13 protein-coding genes are annotated in these 19452 nt (G+C 38.5%); 6 read left to right on the top strand and 7 right to left on the bottom strand.

Going from position 1 to position 19452, the window contains the following annotated elements; genetic code table 11:
- The first annotated feature begins 232 nt into the window (after window positions 1-232).
- The 3 genes from gltB (at window position 233) to I6E82_RS07810 (ending at window position 8060) form a co-directional block, all read left to right on the top strand.
- Window positions 233-4690: a glutamate synthase large subunit gene (gene gltB, locus I6E82_RS07800; RefSeq protein WP_101216462.1), complete on the top strand. Its 4458-nt coding sequence runs from the start codon at window positions 233-235 to the stop codon at window positions 4688-4690.
- 9 nt (window positions 4691-4699) lie between these two features.
- Window positions 4700-6115: an FAD-dependent oxidoreductase gene (locus I6E82_RS07805; RefSeq protein WP_197103256.1), complete on the top strand. Its 1416-nt coding sequence runs from the start codon at window positions 4700-4702 to the stop codon at window positions 6113-6115.
- Window positions 6116-7037: 922 nt separating this feature from the next.
- Complete coding sequence (locus I6E82_RS07810; RefSeq protein WP_231609677.1) at window positions 7038-8060, top strand: GGDEF domain-containing protein; 1023 nt, start codon at window positions 7038-7040, stop codon at window positions 8058-8060.
- Window positions 8061-8431: 371 nt separating this feature from the next.
- Here the strand turns inward: I6E82_RS07810 and recN are convergent, their stop codons facing one another.
- The 3 genes from recN to nadK all read right to left on the bottom strand — a co-directional run bounded on the left by recN (window position 8432) and on the right by nadK (window position 11700).
- Window positions 8432-10105, bottom strand: coding sequence for a DNA repair protein RecN (gene recN, locus I6E82_RS07815; RefSeq protein ID WP_007584560.1), 1674 nt, complete (start codon window positions 10103-10105; stop codon window positions 8432-8434).
- A 75-nt stretch (window positions 10106-10180) separates the two neighbouring features.
- Window positions 10181-10738, bottom strand: a complete 558-nt coding sequence (locus I6E82_RS07820; protein WP_024590837.1) for a hypothetical protein — start codon at window positions 10736-10738, stop codon at window positions 10181-10183.
- Between the two features lie 77 nt (window positions 10739-10815).
- The gene (nadK, locus tag I6E82_RS07825) at window positions 10816-11700 is read right to left on the bottom strand and encodes an NAD(+) kinase (RefSeq protein WP_004335384.1); all 885 of its coding nucleotides are present in this window, start codon (window positions 11698-11700) and stop codon (window positions 10816-10818) included.
- A 154-nt stretch (window positions 11701-11854) separates the two neighbouring features.
- On the opposite strand from nadK, the gene I6E82_RS07830 reads away from it, so the two are divergent.
- Together I6E82_RS07830 and grpE are read left to right on the top strand one after the other, a co-directional pair.
- Window positions 11855-12820, top strand: coding sequence for an HrcA family transcriptional regulator (locus I6E82_RS07830; RefSeq protein ID WP_024590838.1), 966 nt, complete (start codon window positions 11855-11857; stop codon window positions 12818-12820).
- Window positions 12821-12878: 58 nt separating this feature from the next.
- Window positions 12879-13490: a nucleotide exchange factor GrpE gene (gene grpE, locus I6E82_RS07835; RefSeq protein WP_007375833.1), complete on the top strand. Its 612-nt coding sequence runs from the start codon at window positions 12879-12881 to the stop codon at window positions 13488-13490.
- Window positions 13491-13523: 33 nt separating this feature from the next.
- Here grpE and I6E82_RS07840 read toward each other — a convergent pair whose 3' ends face one another.
- Entirely contained in the window at window positions 13524-14726 is a 1203-nt protein-coding gene (locus I6E82_RS07840) for a Bcr/CflA family efflux MFS transporter (RefSeq protein WP_010553412.1), read from the bottom strand.
- A 196-nt stretch (window positions 14727-14922) separates the two neighbouring features.
- Here I6E82_RS07840 and I6E82_RS07845 point away from each other — a divergent pair, with 196 nt between their 5' ends.
- The gene (locus tag I6E82_RS07845) at window positions 14923-15720 is read left to right on the top strand and encodes a M48 family metallopeptidase (protein WP_197117415.1); all 798 of its coding nucleotides are present in this window, start codon (window positions 14923-14925) and stop codon (window positions 15718-15720) included.
- An 88-nt stretch (window positions 15721-15808) separates the two neighbouring features.
- Here the strand turns inward: I6E82_RS07845 and I6E82_RS07850 are convergent, their stop codons facing one another.
- From I6E82_RS07850 to I6E82_RS07860, 3 genes are all read right to left on the bottom strand, one after another.
- Window positions 15809-16825 (bottom strand): alpha/beta fold hydrolase, encoded by a 1017-nt coding sequence (locus I6E82_RS07850; RefSeq protein ID WP_197117417.1) that lies wholly within the window; start codon window positions 16823-16825, stop codon window positions 15809-15811.
- Between the two features lie 151 nt (window positions 16826-16976).
- Window positions 16977-17765: a nucleoside-binding protein gene (locus I6E82_RS07855; protein WP_170070684.1), complete on the bottom strand. Its 789-nt coding sequence runs from the start codon at window positions 17763-17765 to the stop codon at window positions 16977-16979.
- Window positions 17766-17898: 133 nt separating this feature from the next.
- Window positions 17899-19212 (bottom strand): Na+/H+ antiporter NhaC family protein, encoded by a 1314-nt coding sequence (locus tag I6E82_RS07860; protein WP_024607544.1) that lies wholly within the window; start codon window positions 19210-19212, stop codon window positions 17899-17901.
- Between the last annotated feature and the right edge of the window lie 240 nt (window positions 19213-19452).

The following is a 19452-nucleotide window of genomic DNA, read 5'->3' on the forward strand; positions in this document are numbered from 1 at the left end:
CAATATGTTAAACTTGACACCAGTGTCATGAAAAAATAGTGGTTAAAATAACGCTAAATGTTAAAAATAATGATAAAAAGAAATCTTGCTATGAAGTGAGAAATATTCAAGAATGTGAATATGTATTCAAAGTGCTATTGACTCTATTTAAGATAGAGGCTAGTTTTGTCCGTCTGTTAGCAAATCGTCGAGCAGTTCATCCACGCTAACAGTGCAGCAAGGGGAGGGGTCTATGTTATACGACTCAAAGTTAGAAAAAGAAAATTGTGGCTTTGGCTTAATAGCCCAAGTTAATGGTCAAGCTAGTCATAGGCTTATTCGTACTGCTATTACGGGGCTTGATCGCATGCAGCACCGTGGTGGTATATCTGCCGATGGCAAAACAGGTGATGGCTGTGGTTTATTATTACAAAAACCAGATAGCTTTTTCCGTGCTATTGCTAGTGAACATAACTGGCACTTAGGCAAAAACTACGCAGTGGGTATGATATTTTTAAATTCAGACCCTGTTTTAGCGCAAGCTGCAAAACAAATACTTAGCGAAGAATTAGAAAAAGAAACGTTAAATATTTTAGGTTGGCGCGTTGTGCCAACTGACCCATCTATGTTGGGTCCTATTGCTGTACAGCAATTACCAGGTTTTGAACAAATTTTTGTTAGCGCGCCAGAAGGTTGGCGTTCTAAAGACTTAGAGCGTCGCTTATATGTAGCACGCCGCCGCGCTGAAAAGCGCATTGTTGATGACGAAGCTTTCTATATCGCAAGTTTATCTGGTTTGGTAACTATCTATAAAGGCTTAATGATGCCTGCAGATTTACCAAATTTTTACCTGGATTTAGCTGATATTCGTATGACGAGTGCGATTTGTGTTTTCCATCAGCGCTTTTCTACTAATACTCAGCCGCGTTGGCCTTTAGCTCAACCTTTCCGCTATTTAGCACACAATGGTGAAATTAATACTATTGAAGGTAACCGCCAGTGGGCACGCGCACGTTCATACAAGTTTGCGTCACCGCTTATTCCTGATTTACAAAGCGCAGCGCCGTTTGTAAACGAAACCGGTTCTGATTCATCAAGCCTAGATAATATGCTTGAGCTATTTTTAGCTGGTGGCATGGATTTATTCCGCGCTATGCGTATGCTCGTGCCACCTGCATGGCAGAAAAACCGTGCAATGGACGACGATTTACGTGCATTTTACGACTTTAACTCTATGCATATGGAACCATGGGATGGCCCCGCCGGTATTGTTATGTCGGATGGTCGTTTTGCGGCATGTAACTTAGACCGTAATGGACTTCGTCCTGCGCGTTATGTAATTACGCAAGATGGTTTTATTACACTCGCATCAGAAGTGGGTATTTGGGATTACACTGCCGATGAAGTAGTCGAAAAAGGCCGTGTAGGACCAGGTGAGCTGTTAGTAATTGATACTAAGCTTGGTAAAATTTGGCACTCAGATGAAATCGATCAAGATTTAAAGTCTCGCCATCCTTACAAGTCATGGCTTGAGGAGAACGTTAAGCGTTTAGTTCCATTTGAAGAGCTTACTGAACAAGACGCCGGTAATCGCTCATTTGATGACGAAACGCTAGCTAAATATCAAAAAATGTTTGGTTATACCAACGAAGAGCTTGATAGCGTTATTCGTGTAATGGGTGAAAACGGCCAAGAAGCAACCGGCTCAATGGGTGATGACACGCCATTTGCAGTGCTTAGTGAAGGGCATCGTTCGCTGTATGATTACTTCCGCCAAAAATTTGCGCAAGTAACAAACCCACCTATTGATCCACTGCGTGAAAATCATGTAATGTCGCTTGCGACATGTATTGGTAGTGAGCAAAACGTATTTAACGAAACAACAGGCCATGCTAAGCGCCTACAGTTTGATACGCCAATTTTAATGTACGCAGACATGCAGCAGCTATTAAATGCTGATGAAGCGCATTACAGCTACTGTAAAATTGATATTACCTACACAGTTGAAGAAGGTTTAGAAAATGCGGTAACGCGTATTTGTGACCAAGCACAAGAAAAAGCAGCCGCTGGTTGTATCATGCTTATTTTAACTGACCGTAACTTTAATGAAGCAAATTTGCCGATTCCAGCAGCTATGGCTGTAGGTGCGGTACAAAAACGATTAGTTGATAACAATCTTCGCTGTGAATCAAACATTATCATTGAAACCGGTAGCGTGCGTGATGCGCATCAGTTTGCTGTGTTATTAGGCTTTGGTGCTACGGCAATTTATCCATACCTTGCGTATGAATCGTTAGTTGCAATGAGCGACAGCAAAATTATTAATAAGTCGTATTGCGAAGTAACTCTTGCTTACCGTAAAGCCATTAACAAGGGCTTATACAAAATCATGTCTAAAATGGGCATAAGTACGGTTGCGTCATATCGCTGCTCAATGTTGTTTGAAGCGGTTGGTTTATCTGACGCTATTGTACAAATGTGCTTTAAAGGTGTGGCGAGTCGCATACAGGGCGCATGCTTTACCGACTTTGATGACGATCAGCAAAGCTTACACAAACTCGCTCTAAGTAAGCGTAAATTATTAAGCCACGGCGGCTTGTTTAAGTACGTACATGGCGGCGAGTATCATGCTTATAATCCTGATGTAATCCAAACCCTGCAAAAAGCAGTTCGTTCTGGTGAATACAGTGATTACAGTGAATATGCAAAACTTGTTAATACGCGTCCTATTGCCACTTTACGTGACATGCTTGCGCTTAAAATTCCAGAGCAAGGCATTAGCATCGATGATGTAGAGCCTGCAGAAAACCTATACAAGCGTTTCGATTCAGCAGCAATGAGTATTGGTGCATTATCGCCAGAAGCGCATGAGGCTCTAGCAATTGCAATGAACCGCTTAGGTGGTTGTTCAAACTCTGGTGAAGGCGGTGAAGATAAGCTGCGTTATGGTACCGAGAAAAACTCGCGTATTAAGCAAGTCGCTTCAGGTCGATTTGGCGTAACGCCGCATTACTTACGCAGTGCTGACGTTATTCAAATTAAAGTAGCGCAAGGTGCAAAACCAGGCGAAGGCGGTCAATTACCGGGTGAAAAAGTAACCCCATATATTGCTAAGCTTCGTTATTCTGTTCCAGGTGTTACGTTAATTTCGCCACCACCACATCACGATATTTACTCAATTGAAGATTTAGCGCAGCTAATTTTCGATTTAAAACAAGTAAACCCTAAAGCACTTATTTCTGTAAAACTGGTTTCAGAACCAGGCGTAGGAACCATTGCGACAGGTGTTGCTAAAGCGTATGCCGATTTAATTACTATTTCTGGCTACGATGGCGGTACAGGCGCAAGCCCACTTACTTCAGTTAAATATGCAGGTAGCCCATGGGAGCTAGGACTTGCTGAAACGCAGCAAGCCCTTGTTGAAAATGGACTGCGTCATCGCATTCGTTTGCAAACTGATGGTGGCTTAAAAACAGGTTTAGATATAATTAAAGCGGCAATTTTAGGTGCAGAAAGCTTTGGCTTTGGTACCGGCCCAATGGTTGCGCTTGGTTGTAAATACTTACGAATTTGCCATTTAAACAACTGTGCGACCGGTGTTGCAACACAAGACGAAACACTTCGTCAAAAGCATTACCACGGCTTACCAGAAATGGCGATGAACTACTTTAAGTTTATAGCGCAAGAAGCACGTGAAATCATGGCAAGCTTAGGTGTTGTAAACTTAACTGATTTAATCGGTCGTTTAGATTTGCTTGAAGCCATTGAAGGCAAAACAGCTAAACAGAAGAAAATTGATTTATCTTCAGTAATTGCTCAGCCTAATAACCCAACAGGTGAAACACTTTATTGTAGTGCGCCTAATAGCTCACATTATTTAGGAAAGCTTAATGAGAGCCTACTTGCTAAGGCGCAAGAAGCAATTGATGCTTCAAGCGGTATCTCACTAGTAAGTCGTATTTGTAATACGGACAGATCGGTAGGTGCAATGCTTTCTGGCTATATTGCTGATAAATATGGCAACCAAGGTATGGCGGCAGATCCTGTAGCAATTGAGCTACACGGTACTGCGGGTCAATCATTTGGTGTGTGGAATGCCGGTGGCCTTGAAATGACACTGGTTGGCGATGCAAACGATTACGTAGGTAAAGGCATGGCGGGTGGCAAGTTAGTTATTCGTCCACCACTTGGCTCGTCGTTCGAAAGTCACAAAGCCACAATTGCAGGCAACACATGTTTATACGGTGCAACAGGCGGCAAACTGTTTGCTGCAGGTTGTGCAGGCGAGCGCTTTGCAGTTCGTAACTCAGGTGTGCAAGCGGTTGTTGAAGGTGTAGGTGACAACTGTTGTGAATACATGACCGGTGGCGTTGTATGTGTACTGGGCAATGTAGGCGTTAACTTTGGCGCGGGTATGACAGGTGGTTTTGCTTATATTTTAGATGAGCGAAATGATTTTGAAAAACGCATTAATCCAGAGCTTGTCGAAATAGTAACACTAGACGAATTAACGTCGCATCAAGAACATTTACGCGGCTTAATTGCTGAGCATTTAGAGCTTACGGGTTCGTGCAGAGCAGAAAGTATTTTGGCTAACTTTGAATTGTACTTACCTATGTTCAAATTAGTAAAACCAATATCAAGTGACGTAAAAAGTTTACTCGGGCATCGCGCTCGCAGTAGTGCCGAACTACGTGTTCAGGCGCAATAAGGGGGCAGTATGAGCGAAAATGTATATCAATTTATAGACGTGCAGCGTGTAGACCCACGCAAAAAACCAATCTCGTCACGTAAAAAATCTTTCGTAGAAATTTACGAACCCTTTTCAGAGAATCAGGTTAACTCACAAGCTGACCGTTGTTTAGATTGTGGTAACCCGTACTGTGAGTGGAAATGTCCAGTACATAACTACATTCCACAATGGTTAAAGTTAATACGCACGGGCCGTATTATAGAGGCGGCTGAGCTTTCTCATCGTACAAATAGCTTACCAGAGGTTTGTGGGCGTGTTTGCCCACAAGACCGCTTGTGTGAAGGCTCGTGTACGCTCGATGAAGAGTTTGGTGCTGTTACAATTGGTAATATTGAAAAATACATTACTGATGAGGCATTTAAAATGGGCTGGAAGCCTGATATGTCTTATGTAACATGGACTGACAAAAAAGTAGCCATTATTGGTGCAGGCCCTGCAGGTTTAGGGTGTGCTGATATTTTGGTGCGCAACGGTGTTAAACCAGTGGTGTTTGATCGTCACCCAGAAATAGGTGGACTACTCACATTTGGTATTCCTTCTTTTAAACTTGAAAAATCAGTAATGCAAAAGCGCCGTGAAATTTTCACTGAAATGGGCGTAGAATTTAAGTTAAATGTTGAAGTAGGTGTTGATATTACACTTGATCAAATTTTAGCTGATTACGACGCTGTGTTTTTAGGGGTTGGTACGTATCAGAGTATGCGTGCAGGTCTTGAAAATGAAGATGCAGCGGGTGTTCACGATGCATTGCCGTTTTTGATTGGTAACACGAACCGTGTAATGGGCTACGACGAGACAAAACAACCGTGTATTGATATGGCTAATCAAAAAGTAGTTGTACTTGGCGGTGGTGATACAGCGATGGACTGTGTGCGTACGTCTATTCGACAAAATGCTGCAAAAGTAACGTGTGCTTATCGTCGTGATAAAGAAAATATGCCAGGCTCTAAACGTGAAGTTAAAAACGCGAAAGAAGAAGGCGTTATATTTACGTATAACGTTCAGCCTAAAGGCATTGTACTGAGCGATAAAGGTAAAGTGACCGGCGTTAAAATGGTTAAAACTAAATTAGGTGAACCTGACGCAAAAGGCAGAAGCCGTGCTGAAGAAGTACCTGGTTCAGAACATGTTATTGAAGCTGATCAAGTTATTATGGCGTTTGGTTTCCAGCCTCACAAAATGGATTGGTTAGAAAAATACGATGTAGAAATAAACAACTGGGGCGGTATTAACGCACCAGAACAAGGTGAGTTTACACATCAAACTACTAACCCTAAAATATTTGCTGGTGGCGACATTGTACGTGGTTCAGATTTAGTGGTAACTGCTATTTTTGAAGGACGTAACGCTGCAGAAGGTATTATGGATTACTTAAAAGTTTAATTTTTCGTTTTAAAATAACGATATTTAAAGCAAGCCAAGTGGCTTGCTTTTTTATTTGTTTTATCCAAATGTAATGTCAACGTAATTAGTGACAAATGTGGCTATATTTATACCACCTTTTGTATGGCTTTCTTGAACAACACCTTTTATTAGTAACTTCATGTAGAAACCTTATATAGTAACTTTCAGAGAAACTGCTTTGTTATTATGGGTTGTTCTTTCTAAGCCAAATGCGATTTCTTTGGGTATCTACTAAGCGGCTTTCAGGGCTCGTTTCATATATATAAACGTTATCGAAACTCCTTTCTTCTATGTCGTTTATATACTCTAATACCAATTCGCTTAATTAAGTAATCTATTTTGAGATAACAAAATTATGTCGATAATGAGGCTAAAGTTTCGTTACTTAGGTGTTCTCGGTAATTACCTCTACATTGCTTTGTATTCATGCAGTCGTATTTCGAAAGTTTTAACGCAGTTAGCGCCAAGTTCAATCCTTAAAATTGATTGAGTATTATCGCGGATTGGTATAATGCGTGTACTTTTTTGTAGCGGCATTTTTATTGATTAATGTGTTGTTTACTCGGTCCAGGCACAATTCATAGAATAGTTACTACTATCTTTAACTGTGCAGGTTTATATTATTTTTTGACTACCAGTCAGTTCGATTATTGCAGGAATAAAAGGGCGTACTTATATAATTTAGCAAATGGTATTAGTGCCAAGCAATTTAATATCGTAAAAATGTACTTACCTGAGATAAATGCAAGAGGCTAAAAATATGTGCACAATTGTCAGTGCTAATTACTAACCTTAATAGTTGATTTAAATATAAAGTAGGTTCATTATTGCACGCTGTTTACGGTTTGCTTACTTTATATCTATAAGTTTGCTTTTATACATTAATAAATAAATAGAAATTATGTACGAATATTCAAACAATTTAGAAAGGAAGCTCATTGTTCGGTTCTTTTCCTCAATAGGCTTTATAGCAACGTTTTCGATGGCTAGCTTAGCATTTATTAACAGTAGCTATTTATTAGCATTTACTTTGGTTGTTTCTTCGTTTGTTTACTTATCTGCGTTTAATATAGGTAGAGGTGTAGAGAAGTCTGCAACTGTAATTTTATATAACCTGTATGCACTGATGTTTTATCTTGTACTTACAGGAGGAGCACAAGGTACAGGGCCTATATGGATATTTATAGTGTCTCCTGTTACTTATTCAATTCGAGGGCTTAAACGAGGGACGTTTGATATTGTTTTATTTTTATCGGCAATTGTTCTCGGTTTCTATTGCGCTGATACATTTAATATATATGACTACAATCCTGAGCAGTTTCCAGTCAGAATCATACTCGCTTTTATAATTGTTGCATCGCTGAGTGGTTATTACGAATTTTCAAGAGAAAAATACAGCAGTAAATTAATTGCTTTAAGCCAAAAAAATGAATTTTTAGCAACTATAGATCCACTCACTAATCTGCCAAACCGTCGTTTCACTATGAATAAGCTTATAGCTTTTAAAAATGAGCTTAAAAATAATAATATTCCGTTTGTAATATTATTAGCTGATGTAGATAATTTTAAAAAAATTAATGATCAATTCGGCCATGATTTTGGCGATGAAGCTCTTATCCATTTAGCCAAAACATTTGAAAATAATATTCCGCAAAATGCGATTGCTTCACGTTGGGGCGGTGAGGAGTTTTTAATTGTGATTCCAAATGTAACCGTTGATGATGGCGAGCTCGTTGCAGAAAAAATCCATAATGCCCTTAAAGCTTCAGCTGTAAGCTTATTTTCAGATAGTGTAAATATAACGCTAAGTATTGGCATCACAGCTGCAAACGCTGAGCGCTCAATTGACCTAGATATTAAGCATGCTGATGAACTACTTTATAAAGCAAAAGAGCAAGGTAAAAACAGAACGTGCTCTTTTTAAATGTTTATTTACTTTAATCCATTGAAAACGAATCAAGGGATGGCCTTATTTTAGCCTTTCTGCGTTTTAAGCTCATGTAGCATATTACAATACACGCAATCTGCATTGTAATTAAAACCCAATAACTAACACCTAAATCACTTAGTCCATTTATTTTTTCGCTAGTAAAGTAATAGGCCACAACGATTAGTTGAAAAACTAAAAAGCTATTTAAAAACTTAAATAAACGTTGTTTAAAACAAGTATGTTTATATTTACTAAATATAATTAAACAGGTACTTAGTACTAATAACAACCAACTTAAAATTATACAAAAATCAACTAAAGTACTGTGCATTATTTAATCCTTGAAGACGTTATTTACTAACACATTAGGCATGAGCCATTATTAGTTCTTTAGCATTTGCTTTAGCTGTTTTGCTTATGTTATCGCCGCCAAGTAAACGGGCTATTTCATTAATACGGCCATCTTTATTTAAAGGCAGCATATGAGTAAACGTTTCGCCTTGTGCTATTTCTTTAGCTACAAAAAATTGCTGATGTGCACTACTGGCAACTTGCGGTAAATGAGTAACACAAATTACTTGAGTTGATTTACCTAATTGGCGTAATAACTTACCTACAGCAGATGCCGTTGGGCCAGAAATACCTACATCAACTTCATCAAAAATAAGTGTTGGGGTTGTTACTTTTTGGGCAATAATTACCTGTATAGCAAGACTTATACGAGAAAGCTCACCACCTGATGCTACTTTAGCTAATGGCTGAAGTGGTTGCCCTGGATTAGTTGATACTAAAAACGAGACATTATCAAAGCCTAGGCTGTTTGGTGTACGATTACTCTCTTGAGTTAAGGCTATTTCAAAAACACCGTTTTCCATTGATAAATTAGCCATGCTTTCACTTATTAGTGTGTTAAGTGTATTAGCATACTCGCAGCGGCTTTTACTTAATTCATCAGCAGTTTGCTTGTAACTAAGTAACGCGCTTTCTATTTCTGACTCAAGCTGCTCCAGACGATTACTATTATTACTTATTGACTCAAGTTCTTGAGCAATCGATTGATGAAACTCAACTAACTGCTGTGGTTTTATATGATGCTTACGCGCTAAATCCATCGCTCCACTTAGCCTATTTTCTACTTCAACTAAGCGTGCCGGGTCTAAATCTGCTTGCTCAGTGTAATTGCGCACTTCGCGGCTTGCTTCTTCAACTTGTACAGCGGCTTCGCTAAGCATAGCAGCTACGCTTGCTAAACTTTCGTCATATTGAGCCAGTTCGGTAAATTGTTGAGCGCTGTGCTGTAGTAACGAGCAAGCGTTTTGCTCATCACTTTCATATAAGTGTTGTAACTCACGTTGGCACGATTCTAATATTGTTTGGCTATTGCTTAGTTTGTAATGCTCAGCCTCAATTAAATCAAACTCATTTTCTTGTAATGCAAATTCATCAAGCTCAGCAACTTGATACTCTAACAATTGTTTTTGCGCTGCTTGTTGCTGCTGTTGTTGTTCTAAGTGTTTAAATTCTTTTTGTAAGTTAGCAAACTGTTTATAGTTTTTATTTACTGAGTTTACTAAGTGGTGATGCCCTGCATAGGCATCTAAAAGCTGTAACTGATGCTCTGCTTTTAATAAATATTGGTGGGCATGTTGTCCATGAATAGATATTAAATATTGACCAAGTTCTTTTAATTGTGATGCGGTAACTGCACTACCATTAATATAGCTTTTACTACGGCCATTTTTACAAACAACACGACGTAATAAGCACTCGTTGTCAGAAGTGCTTAGCATATGTTGCTCTAAAAATGCTTGAGCGAGTGGTAGATCTGTTAAGTCAAATTGTGCACATACTTCTGCTTTATCAGAGCTTGGGCGAACTGCTGATGCTTCAGCGCGCTCACCTAAGCATAGCGATAGGGCATCAATAGCAATAGATTTACCAGCACCGGTCTCACCTGTGATCGCAGTCATACCGCTGCGCCATTCGGTGCTTAAATTACTTACGATTGCAAAATTTTTAACTTCTAAACCAATTAACATACTGTTTATCCATCCAGTCAATTAACTGTTAATTTATACAGTGTTTTGGTTTTTTGCAAATTAATTTTTTATTATTTACGCAACACTTACATCTTGAGTAAACTGTGTATCGGAAGTTTGGGAAGATGCATCAATTTGATCATCAACAATATCAGTAGGTTGTATACTCTCTTCGGTTTTAAGCAGAGCAATGAGGGGAGGTAATGTATTAATATAAAAACTCTTATTGTACAAAATTCCTTGCTGGGGCAACTCAGATACAAAGTACTGTATATTATCGATCAATGGTTGAATTATATTTGTTTGATTGGTTTTAATTAACTCGTTGGACAACGTATTAATTAGTAGGTCGGCGGTATCTTCAAGCTGTTGCAAGTTCTCGTCTGTATGTGATTGAACAACAAAAAAATTATTTACAATAGCTTGAATGCGAGGAACGTATTTTGGGCGAATTATTTTAGCATCAAGTAGATCATTAAGCTTTGCTTTAAGGCGCGTATTTACATGCGAAACACGTTCATTAAATAGCTTTTTTCTAGCTTCTATCGCTTTTTTACGGTTACTCTCAATTTTGAGGTAACTGTATAAAAGTGTAATTAATAGCAGTAAAGCAAAGAATACTACATAAGTCATTGCTACTCGTTCCTAAATTAGTTGATTATTATTTTAAGTCGCCATTTTGCTTTATAGTACTAAATTTGGCAATAAAATTAGTACAAACGACTACCCCAATTCAGTTTTGTACGTAAAACGTTGTAGTACGAGTAATTTTTTGGATGAATTAAGCGCAATTGTTTATCCGCTTTTTTAATTACTACCTCATCGCCGGGTAATACGGCAAGCACAACATGGCTGTCGCAACTTACCTGTAGGCTATCTGTATTTTCTAGGCTTAGCTTTAAGCGAACTTCATTATCGGCATCTACCACTAAAGGTCTGCTAGATAAGGTATGAGGAAACATAGGTACTAACGATATAGCATTTAGTTCTGGCGTTAATATTGGACCGCCACCTGAAAGTGAATACGCCGTAGAGCCTGTCGGGGTTGATACTATTAAACCATCGGAGCGCTGAGAAAACACAAAGTCATTATTTATGAAAGCTTCAAATTCAATCATGTGCGCTACTTTATCGGCATGAAGTACCGCTTCGTTAACGGCTGAGTTTGCACTTTTTAATTCGTTGTGGCGATATACTTCTACTTCTAATAAAAAGCGTTTTTCTTCAAGATACTCACCACTGAGTACTTGCTCTAAGCTCGCTTCAAACCCTTCGGGGTTTAAATCAGTTAAAAAACCAAGGTTGCCTCTATTTACACCAATTACAGCAATGTTAAAGCGCGCAAGTACGCGTGCTGCGCCAAGCATGTTACCGTCACCGCCTACAACAATGGCTAAATCGGCTTGTTCACCTAAGTCGACTAACTTAACAAGTTTGTCATGCGGAATATCGTCTAACTGACTCCCTGTGCGTTTTTCTACTATTACCTCAAAGCCAAGCGCAAGTAAAAAGGTATGTAAACGCTGAAGGGTAGCAGCGGCTCCCGGGTGATTAGGTTTGCCAATTAGGCCTATGGTGTTAAAAGGAGAGTCCATAATGTACGCACAAAGAGATTTAATAATAGTAGAGTAACTCAAAACAGAAGTGTTTGAAAATACAGATTATAGCAATATTATAAACCTTCAATTTTATTCGCAGTGAGTTAGCTGCACGACTTGAAAAAGAACTAAACGCCCCGATATCTCTTTCATGCAACAAGATGTAGATACCATGAAACTAAACCCACGAGATCAGCAAATTTTTTCAGCTGTTATGAACATGTACTGTAATGGTGAAGGCTTGCCTGTTCCATCAACAAAAATTGCCAAGCTTAAAGGCATGGCAGTGTGTTCGGCTACGGTTCGTAATGCTATGGCTCGCTTAGAAAAAGTGGGCTTATTGTATTCACCTCATACATCCGCAGGGCGAGTGCCGACAAATGAAGGGTTTGATTATTGGTTTGACGAATTTTTTGTGCTTGCTGATATTGCTAATTATTGGCAACCACAGCAGTCACAACTCGTTGAGCTAGCGCATGGTTTGAGCCAAAAATATCAAGTATGTTGTTGTGTTGGTTTACCTCAAGCCAGTTCACAGCAAGTGTTTAGAGTAGAAGTGCTTGATTTTGATTCTACCGACTGGCTTATTTTATTAATAGACAGAGCAGGGCAGAGTCACAATATTTGTATTGATAAACCTCATGATTCGTCAGACTCTGTTCGTTATCAATTTGCCACGTGGTTGAATACTGTATTTAGCCAACAAACCTTAATGGAAGGTTTGTACCGTATGCAAGCTATGGCAAATACAGCGCCTCGAAATTGTCATGATTCGCTTAATCAATGGACGCGACAACTAAGCCAAAAATTAGGCTCAGATAATAGTATTGTTGTTGGTGAAAATTACCTCTACAAACAAATAGACTGCGAACAAAGTTTAAATATTGGTGTTTCGTTTTTAAATTATGTAGAAGATAAGCTTGCTTTTAAAAATGGTGTATCGGTACTTAATAGCGAAAAATTACCTTTTACTGAGTGCGATGAATTAATTGTAATAAGCGTGCCGTACTTTAAAAATCAAGAATATCAAAGCCGTTTTTGTATCATTTGTCCTAAATCAGCGCAGATTGAAGAAATAATTCAAGAATTTAAATTAATTGAGGCATCTAACTCTTGAATCTTTTTATTCAATCCCCATAATTACCGCAGTTGTAAAGAATTGGAGCACGTATTTTATGTCTGAGCAGACACAAAACCCTGAGCAAGAAGTAGAATTAAACGAAGAAATTTCTAAAATGCAGGCTGATGTAGAAGCAGCAGTAGAAGCCGCTGATCAGCATGCAGAACAAGAACAAAGCCCTGAAGCAGAAATTGCGATGTTATATGCAGAGCTTGAAGCTGCAAAGCAAACAATTGCTGATCAAAAAGACGGTGTTGTTCGTGCCGCAGCAGATGTAGATAATATTCGTCGTCGTGCAGCACAAGATGTAGAAAAAGCGCATAAATTTGCACTAGAAAAATTTGCTAACGAATTACTACCTGTAATTGATAACCTTGAACGTGCTATTGAATTTTCTGATAAAGAAAATGAGACACTAAAGCCGTTGCTTGAAGGTATCGATATGACGGTTAAGAGCTTTAATGACGCTGTTTCTAAATTTGGTGTTGAAATTGTAAACCCACAAGGTGAGCAGTTTAATCCAGATTTTCATCAAGCAATGTCAATTCAACCAAGTAACGATGTAACACCTAATACAGTACTTGCTGTTATGCAAAAAGGTTACACATTGAATGGTCGTTTATTACGCCCTGCAATGGTTATGGTTTCTAAAGCTGCTGACGCTTAATTAATTTAAGGTTATTAGCTTTGATAAAATGCCTCATATTGAGGCATTTTTTTTGTCTTTTTTATAGTGAATTAGCTGTACGAGCATAGTGAGTAACACAGCACTAAACATTAAACTTGAAAATGGTACTGCGCTTTTTGCATGCATAATGGCGAGTAACGGGCCAACTAATGCACCACTACCAAAACGAAGTGTGCCAATTACGGCCGTTGCTGTACCTGTGTTTCTTTCAAACTTCATCAATATTAGCGAATCAGCATTACTTGCAGTGACACCTAAACTCATCATTAATGGCGCAATAGCAGCCACAATATAATAAAGTGATAAGTGCAATAAGCTAAATGTTAACAGCGCAAGCCCCGATACAAACCCACATACAAGCCCAATATAGAGCATTTTTCGAGAGCCCAGCCTTGGTACAATTCGCGTATTTAAAAAGTTACCAAACATAAGCGCCATTACATTAAACGCAAATAACACACCAAATAACTGTTCTGACACTTCATATAAATCTAAATAAATAAATGGTACTGAGGTCAAAAAGCAAAAAAATCCAAACGATACAAACATAGAACTGAGTATATCCGCACGTGCGTCTTTATTACTCAGTACTGTTTTATAGCTATCAAAAAATAGAGCGAGGCCTTTTTTCTCATTTTTATGAATAGGTATATCTATTAAATACACTTGTACAAACGCTAATATTAAAAAGCTATATCCAGCAAGAACCAAAAATATGGTTGACCAAACAGAAAATCCTAAAATAAACGAACCAACAGAGGGGGCTACTAACGGTGCTACCATCATGATCATCGACACATACGACATTCCCTTAGCTGTATTTTGCTGATAAATATGGCGAATAATACCTGGTACGACTACGGTAGCTGCAGCTCCCGTAAATGCTTGCACTGCTCTAAGAGTCCAAAACGCATGGATTTCGGTTGTAAATGCGAGTGCAAGTGAGCTTGCGCCAAATAGGGTTAAGCCAATACGTGCGAGCTTACGGCGGCCAATTTGATCGGCAATAGGGCCAAAAAATAACATCCCCAATGAATAACCCGCTAAGTAAATACTCAACGATATTTGTACATTTGGCATATTAGTTTGTAAATCGCTTGCAATTACCAGCATGGCAGGCAAATACATATCAATAGCCAAAGGAGTAATCGCCACGATACTGGCTAATAAAGGCAATAAAATACGGGTATTAAAAGACGAGGCTGAGGCGTCCATGTGTAAACTCAACAATCACTAAAAACAAGGGCTATAGTGTAACAGGGCATTGTATTTGGATAAACTTAGTTTGCCTGCTAAGTTTATCGTCTCATCGCATCTTTTAATATAAAGGTAAATAAAGCAAATATTTTAAATTGGTACTGTGTTTGCTATTCTACAAGCAATAAAAAATTTATTACTTAAGAGAATTACCATGAAAAAACTAGTACTTGCAGTATTAGCGACAGCTGTTTTAGCCGGTTGTAAAACGTCACCAACAGGACGCACTCAAATAGCGCTTTACTCAGACCAACAAATGAGTGAAATGGGCACAGCTAGCTTTGCCGAAATGAAAGCATCTCAGCCAATTAATAAAGATGTAAAAACAAATGCATATGTAAATTGCATTGCTGAAAAAGTAGTGGCTGTATTACCAAAAGAATACGCGTCGCAAAATTGGGAAGTGGTTGTATTTGAAGATGAATCTGCTAACGCTTTTGCACTACCTGGTGGTTACATTGGGGTTCATACGGGCTTATTAAAAATAGCCACCAATCAAGACCAACTAGCAACAGTGCTAGGGCACGAAGTTGGGCACGTAATTGCTGAGCATTCTAATGAACGAGTTTCACAAAGCTCTATTTTAGATACAGGTATGCAACTAGGTAGTGCAGCACTTGAAATGGGTAACATTCAATACCGTAATGAAATTATGCAGGGTCTAGGCTTAGGCGCACAGTATGGTGTTGTTTTGCCATTTAGCCGTTCGCATGAGTCAGAAGCTGATGAAATTGGCTTAGATTTAATGGCGGAAGCAGGCTTTAATCCACAAGAATCAGTAACCCTTTGGCAAAATATGAGTGCTGCAGGCAGTGGTACAACACCTGAGTTTTTATCAACTCACCCAGCGCCAACTAACCGTATTAAAAACTTACAAGCGCAAATGAGCAAAGCTCTTGGCGAACAAAGTACAGCTAAAGCGCAGGGTAAAAACCCACAATGTAAGCTGTAATTTAGCTTATATAATAAAAACCCTGTAAATAGTTTACTTACAGGGTTTTTGTTTTTTTACTATAAAAACTTATTATCTAGTATTCAGGTTATTTAGTATTAAGTGCCTTGTTAAATACGTCTTTAAAACGATCAAAATCTTCAATTTGCGGCAAATGACCTAAATTATTCAGTTCAAATAGTTGAGCATTAGGGATAAGTGATGCAGCATGCTTACCTAACTTATCGTATCGACCAAGCTCGTAATCAACATCGTCTTTTTTCCAGTTGCGACCTGGACCGGTCCTGTCTCGTGTACCAATAATTAATTTAACCGGCACAGTTAAATCTTTAAATTCGGTTATTACAGGCTGAGTGAAAATCATGTCATATGTTTTAGCATTTACCCACGCCATTTTTTCTTTATCTGGGCCTTGTATTTGCCCTGTTATAAAGTCAGTTAAGGCTGAATATGTTGTATTCCACTTACCATCGTAGTAATTTTTTTGTTGATACTTTCTTACACCTTCAGGTGTTTTTGCTAATTCATTTTTATAGAAAAAGTTAGTATCTTTGTAATCAACATACTGCAAGTAGTTTTCAAGCCCAATAGGGTTTACTAAAATTAGCTTTTTAGTGGTGTTTGGATACATTAAAGCAAAACGACTCGCTAGCATCCCGCCCATTGAGTGCCCTAATACAATCGACTCCTTTATATTAAGTGAATCTATTAACGCGTGAGTATGATGAGCAAGCGCCGCAAATGAATATTGATAATCCGTTGGTTTAGACGATTTGCCAAAACCAATTTGATCAGGGATTAATACGCCGTAACCTAAAGATTGCAGGTATTGCGCAGTTGTAGTCCAGTAATCTGCATTAAAATTTTTGCCATGCATAAGCGTAACTGTAGGCATGTCGGATTTGGTTGGCTTTAAGTAAATATAGGCCATTTTTAATGATTGTTTTTGTGACTCAAGTGCAAAATAATTTACTTTAAAATCGTATTCGTAATTACTTAAAAGTGCATCGTAAGATAGAGACTCTGTATTTACTTCACTACTTGCTAAAGCATTATTAGTTAAAGCTAACAATGCAGAAAAACAAATAACTTTGATTGATGACATGTTGATACTCCTAGTAAGGCAAGCGTGTGGCTTAAATGAAGTACGACAATAGCTAAGTATTAGACGCTGTTCAATTAAATACTTTTTATGCATAAAAAAAGGAGCGCTTAAAAGAGCTCCAATATATGTAATTTTAACGCAGTGTGGCTGTTTAAAATGTCCACTCTACATGTATTTGTGGAACCGACTCGGTCACTTCAGTACCTAATTTGTTGTGCCAGTATTGAAGCTCCATACCCAGCAGTAGTGTATTTTCTTTCATTTGAAGGGCATGACCCATATCCCACACTAAAATAGGCTGTGCGAGTATCCACGCTTCTACGTCGTTACCAAATTCATCTTCACGCTCTGCGATGTATTCAGCGTGGCCTTTAAAGCTAAACTTTTGTGAGCCAATAGTGAAAGGATATTCAAAAGCTACATCAAGCATCCAGCTATTAGTTTCAATAGGTGCGCCGCCCTTTGCGACACCTTCACTATCGTCAATGTAGGCTGTGAACAGCGTTTGAAAAAAGTTGAACCCAGGTACATCCCAGCTTAATTTAACACCTGGTAGATACTTCATTACTTTTGCATCACCAGCAACGTTAATACCGCCCGTTAGGCCAACATCTAATAATGCGCCAGAGCCAATTTGCTTACCAGTGATGGCAGATAAGCTTACCGTTGAATACCACTCACCATAAAAATCAGCATCTTGGTAACCATCATCTATATCGTCTTTACTGTAATCGATAAAAAAGAAGTTATCGCCGTAGTCATAGCCCGATGCATGTTGAACCGAGTAAACAGTGGTGTCTGACTCTTGCTCAGTGAATGGATTTTTTTGGCTGCCATTATTTATATGTAGCGCTGTACTGCTCCAATTGGCAGCAAAAGCCGACGATGATAAAGCGAGAGAAGTAAGGGTAATAAAAGGGAGTAATTTTTTAAATTTCATAACTGTTTAATAACTATAATTTTAGTGACACGCGGAAGCGGCAATTATAGCAGAAGAGATTGATTTGTTGATCGCTAATTTAACACATGTTGCAGCCTACTTAATAAGCTGCAACATGTAATGACTCAATTTATTACGCTTTATTACGGCGTAAACAAATAATAGTAATCGCCGTAAATGCTAAAATAAAACAGTAATAAGAAGACGTTGATACTTCCCACGGGCTAATTTTAAACGTAGCGCCTAACAGTAGCGCTTGTGCGCCATAAGGCAATGAGCCTTGCGTTACACAAGCAAATATATCAAGCAAACTTGCAGAGCGTTTACCGCTTATTTCACCATCATCTGCCAGCTTTTTAGCAATAGGGCCAGCAACAATAATAGATACGGTATTATTGGCAATACACATGTTACTTGTCATAACCAATGCTGCAATACCTAATTGATCGGCCACTTTACGGTGCCATTTTGCGATGATTTTAGTAATTGCCTGAATCTTATGAGCAATATAATCAAGGCCACCATTAATGCGAATAAATTCAGATAAGCCACCTATAAACATTGATAGTAAAAATATTTCCTGCATATCGGTAAAGCCTTTGTAAATATCTTTTACAAAGCTTGCGCCTTCATAACTTCCTGTAAAGCCCATTAATGCAGCAAAAATAATACCGCTAAACAATACTACAAATACGTTCAAGCCAGCAACCGCTAACACTAAAATAAAGGCATAAGGAAGTACTAACCAAATATCGTAATCTTTGGTTTCAACTACTTGTGCAGCAGGTGTTAAATAAAACAACAAGCCAATAGTTAGTATTGCAGCGGGTACTGCTATTTTAAGATTCTCTTTAAACTTATCTTTCATCTCACAGCCCTGCGTTCGCGTAGCTGCAATAGTGGTGTCGGAAATAATTGATAAGTTATCGCCAAACATAGCGCCAGATACAATCGTACCTGCCATTAATGCTGGATCTATACCTGTTTTAATTGATACTGCATAAGCAATAGGACCAATAGCACCAATTGTTCCCATCGACGTACCCATTGCAGTAGATACAACCGCTGCAATTAAAAATAAACCAGGAAGTAATAGCGAAGGTGGAATAAGTGATAAGCCAGCATTTACTACCGCATCTACACCACCGGTTGCACTGGCAACGGCAGAAAACGCACCTGCAAGTAAGTAGATTAAACACATGGTAATAATATTGTTGTGTCCGGCACCTTTAATAAAGGTCTCTACACATTCGTTTACTGTGCCTTTATTTAATATAAACGCAAGCATAATAGCGGGTAATATAGCCACTGGAGCAGGAAGTTGATAAAAAGCGTAATCAACCCCTTGCGATTGTAAATATAAACCAGAGCCCAAAAATAGTGCTACAAAGGTTAAAAGGGGTAGTAAAGAAAGTATTGCTTTGTTTTTGTTAAATGATGGCTGCATCATAATCCTCGAAACCAGTTAATTTACAACAGCCAAAAATTCCTCTTTTAGCTGAATTTAGCAAATCTACCTACTATGTTAATCATTAACAAAATTAGGAGAGTGCAGCGCCCGCAAGCCAAAGACCAAATCGACGCGAAAGAGAAGTTTAAATGTATAGATGGCTAAAGTAAACTGGTATTGTTATTATTATTAAATTAAAAGGTCACCTGACTATTGCATGACTTTTAGATAATATCT

The organism is Pseudoalteromonas sp. NZS11, assembly GCF_015864765.1.
In the GTDB taxonomy this organism is placed as follows: domain Bacteria; phylum Pseudomonadota; class Gammaproteobacteria; order Enterobacterales; family Alteromonadaceae; genus Pseudoalteromonas; species Pseudoalteromonas arctica.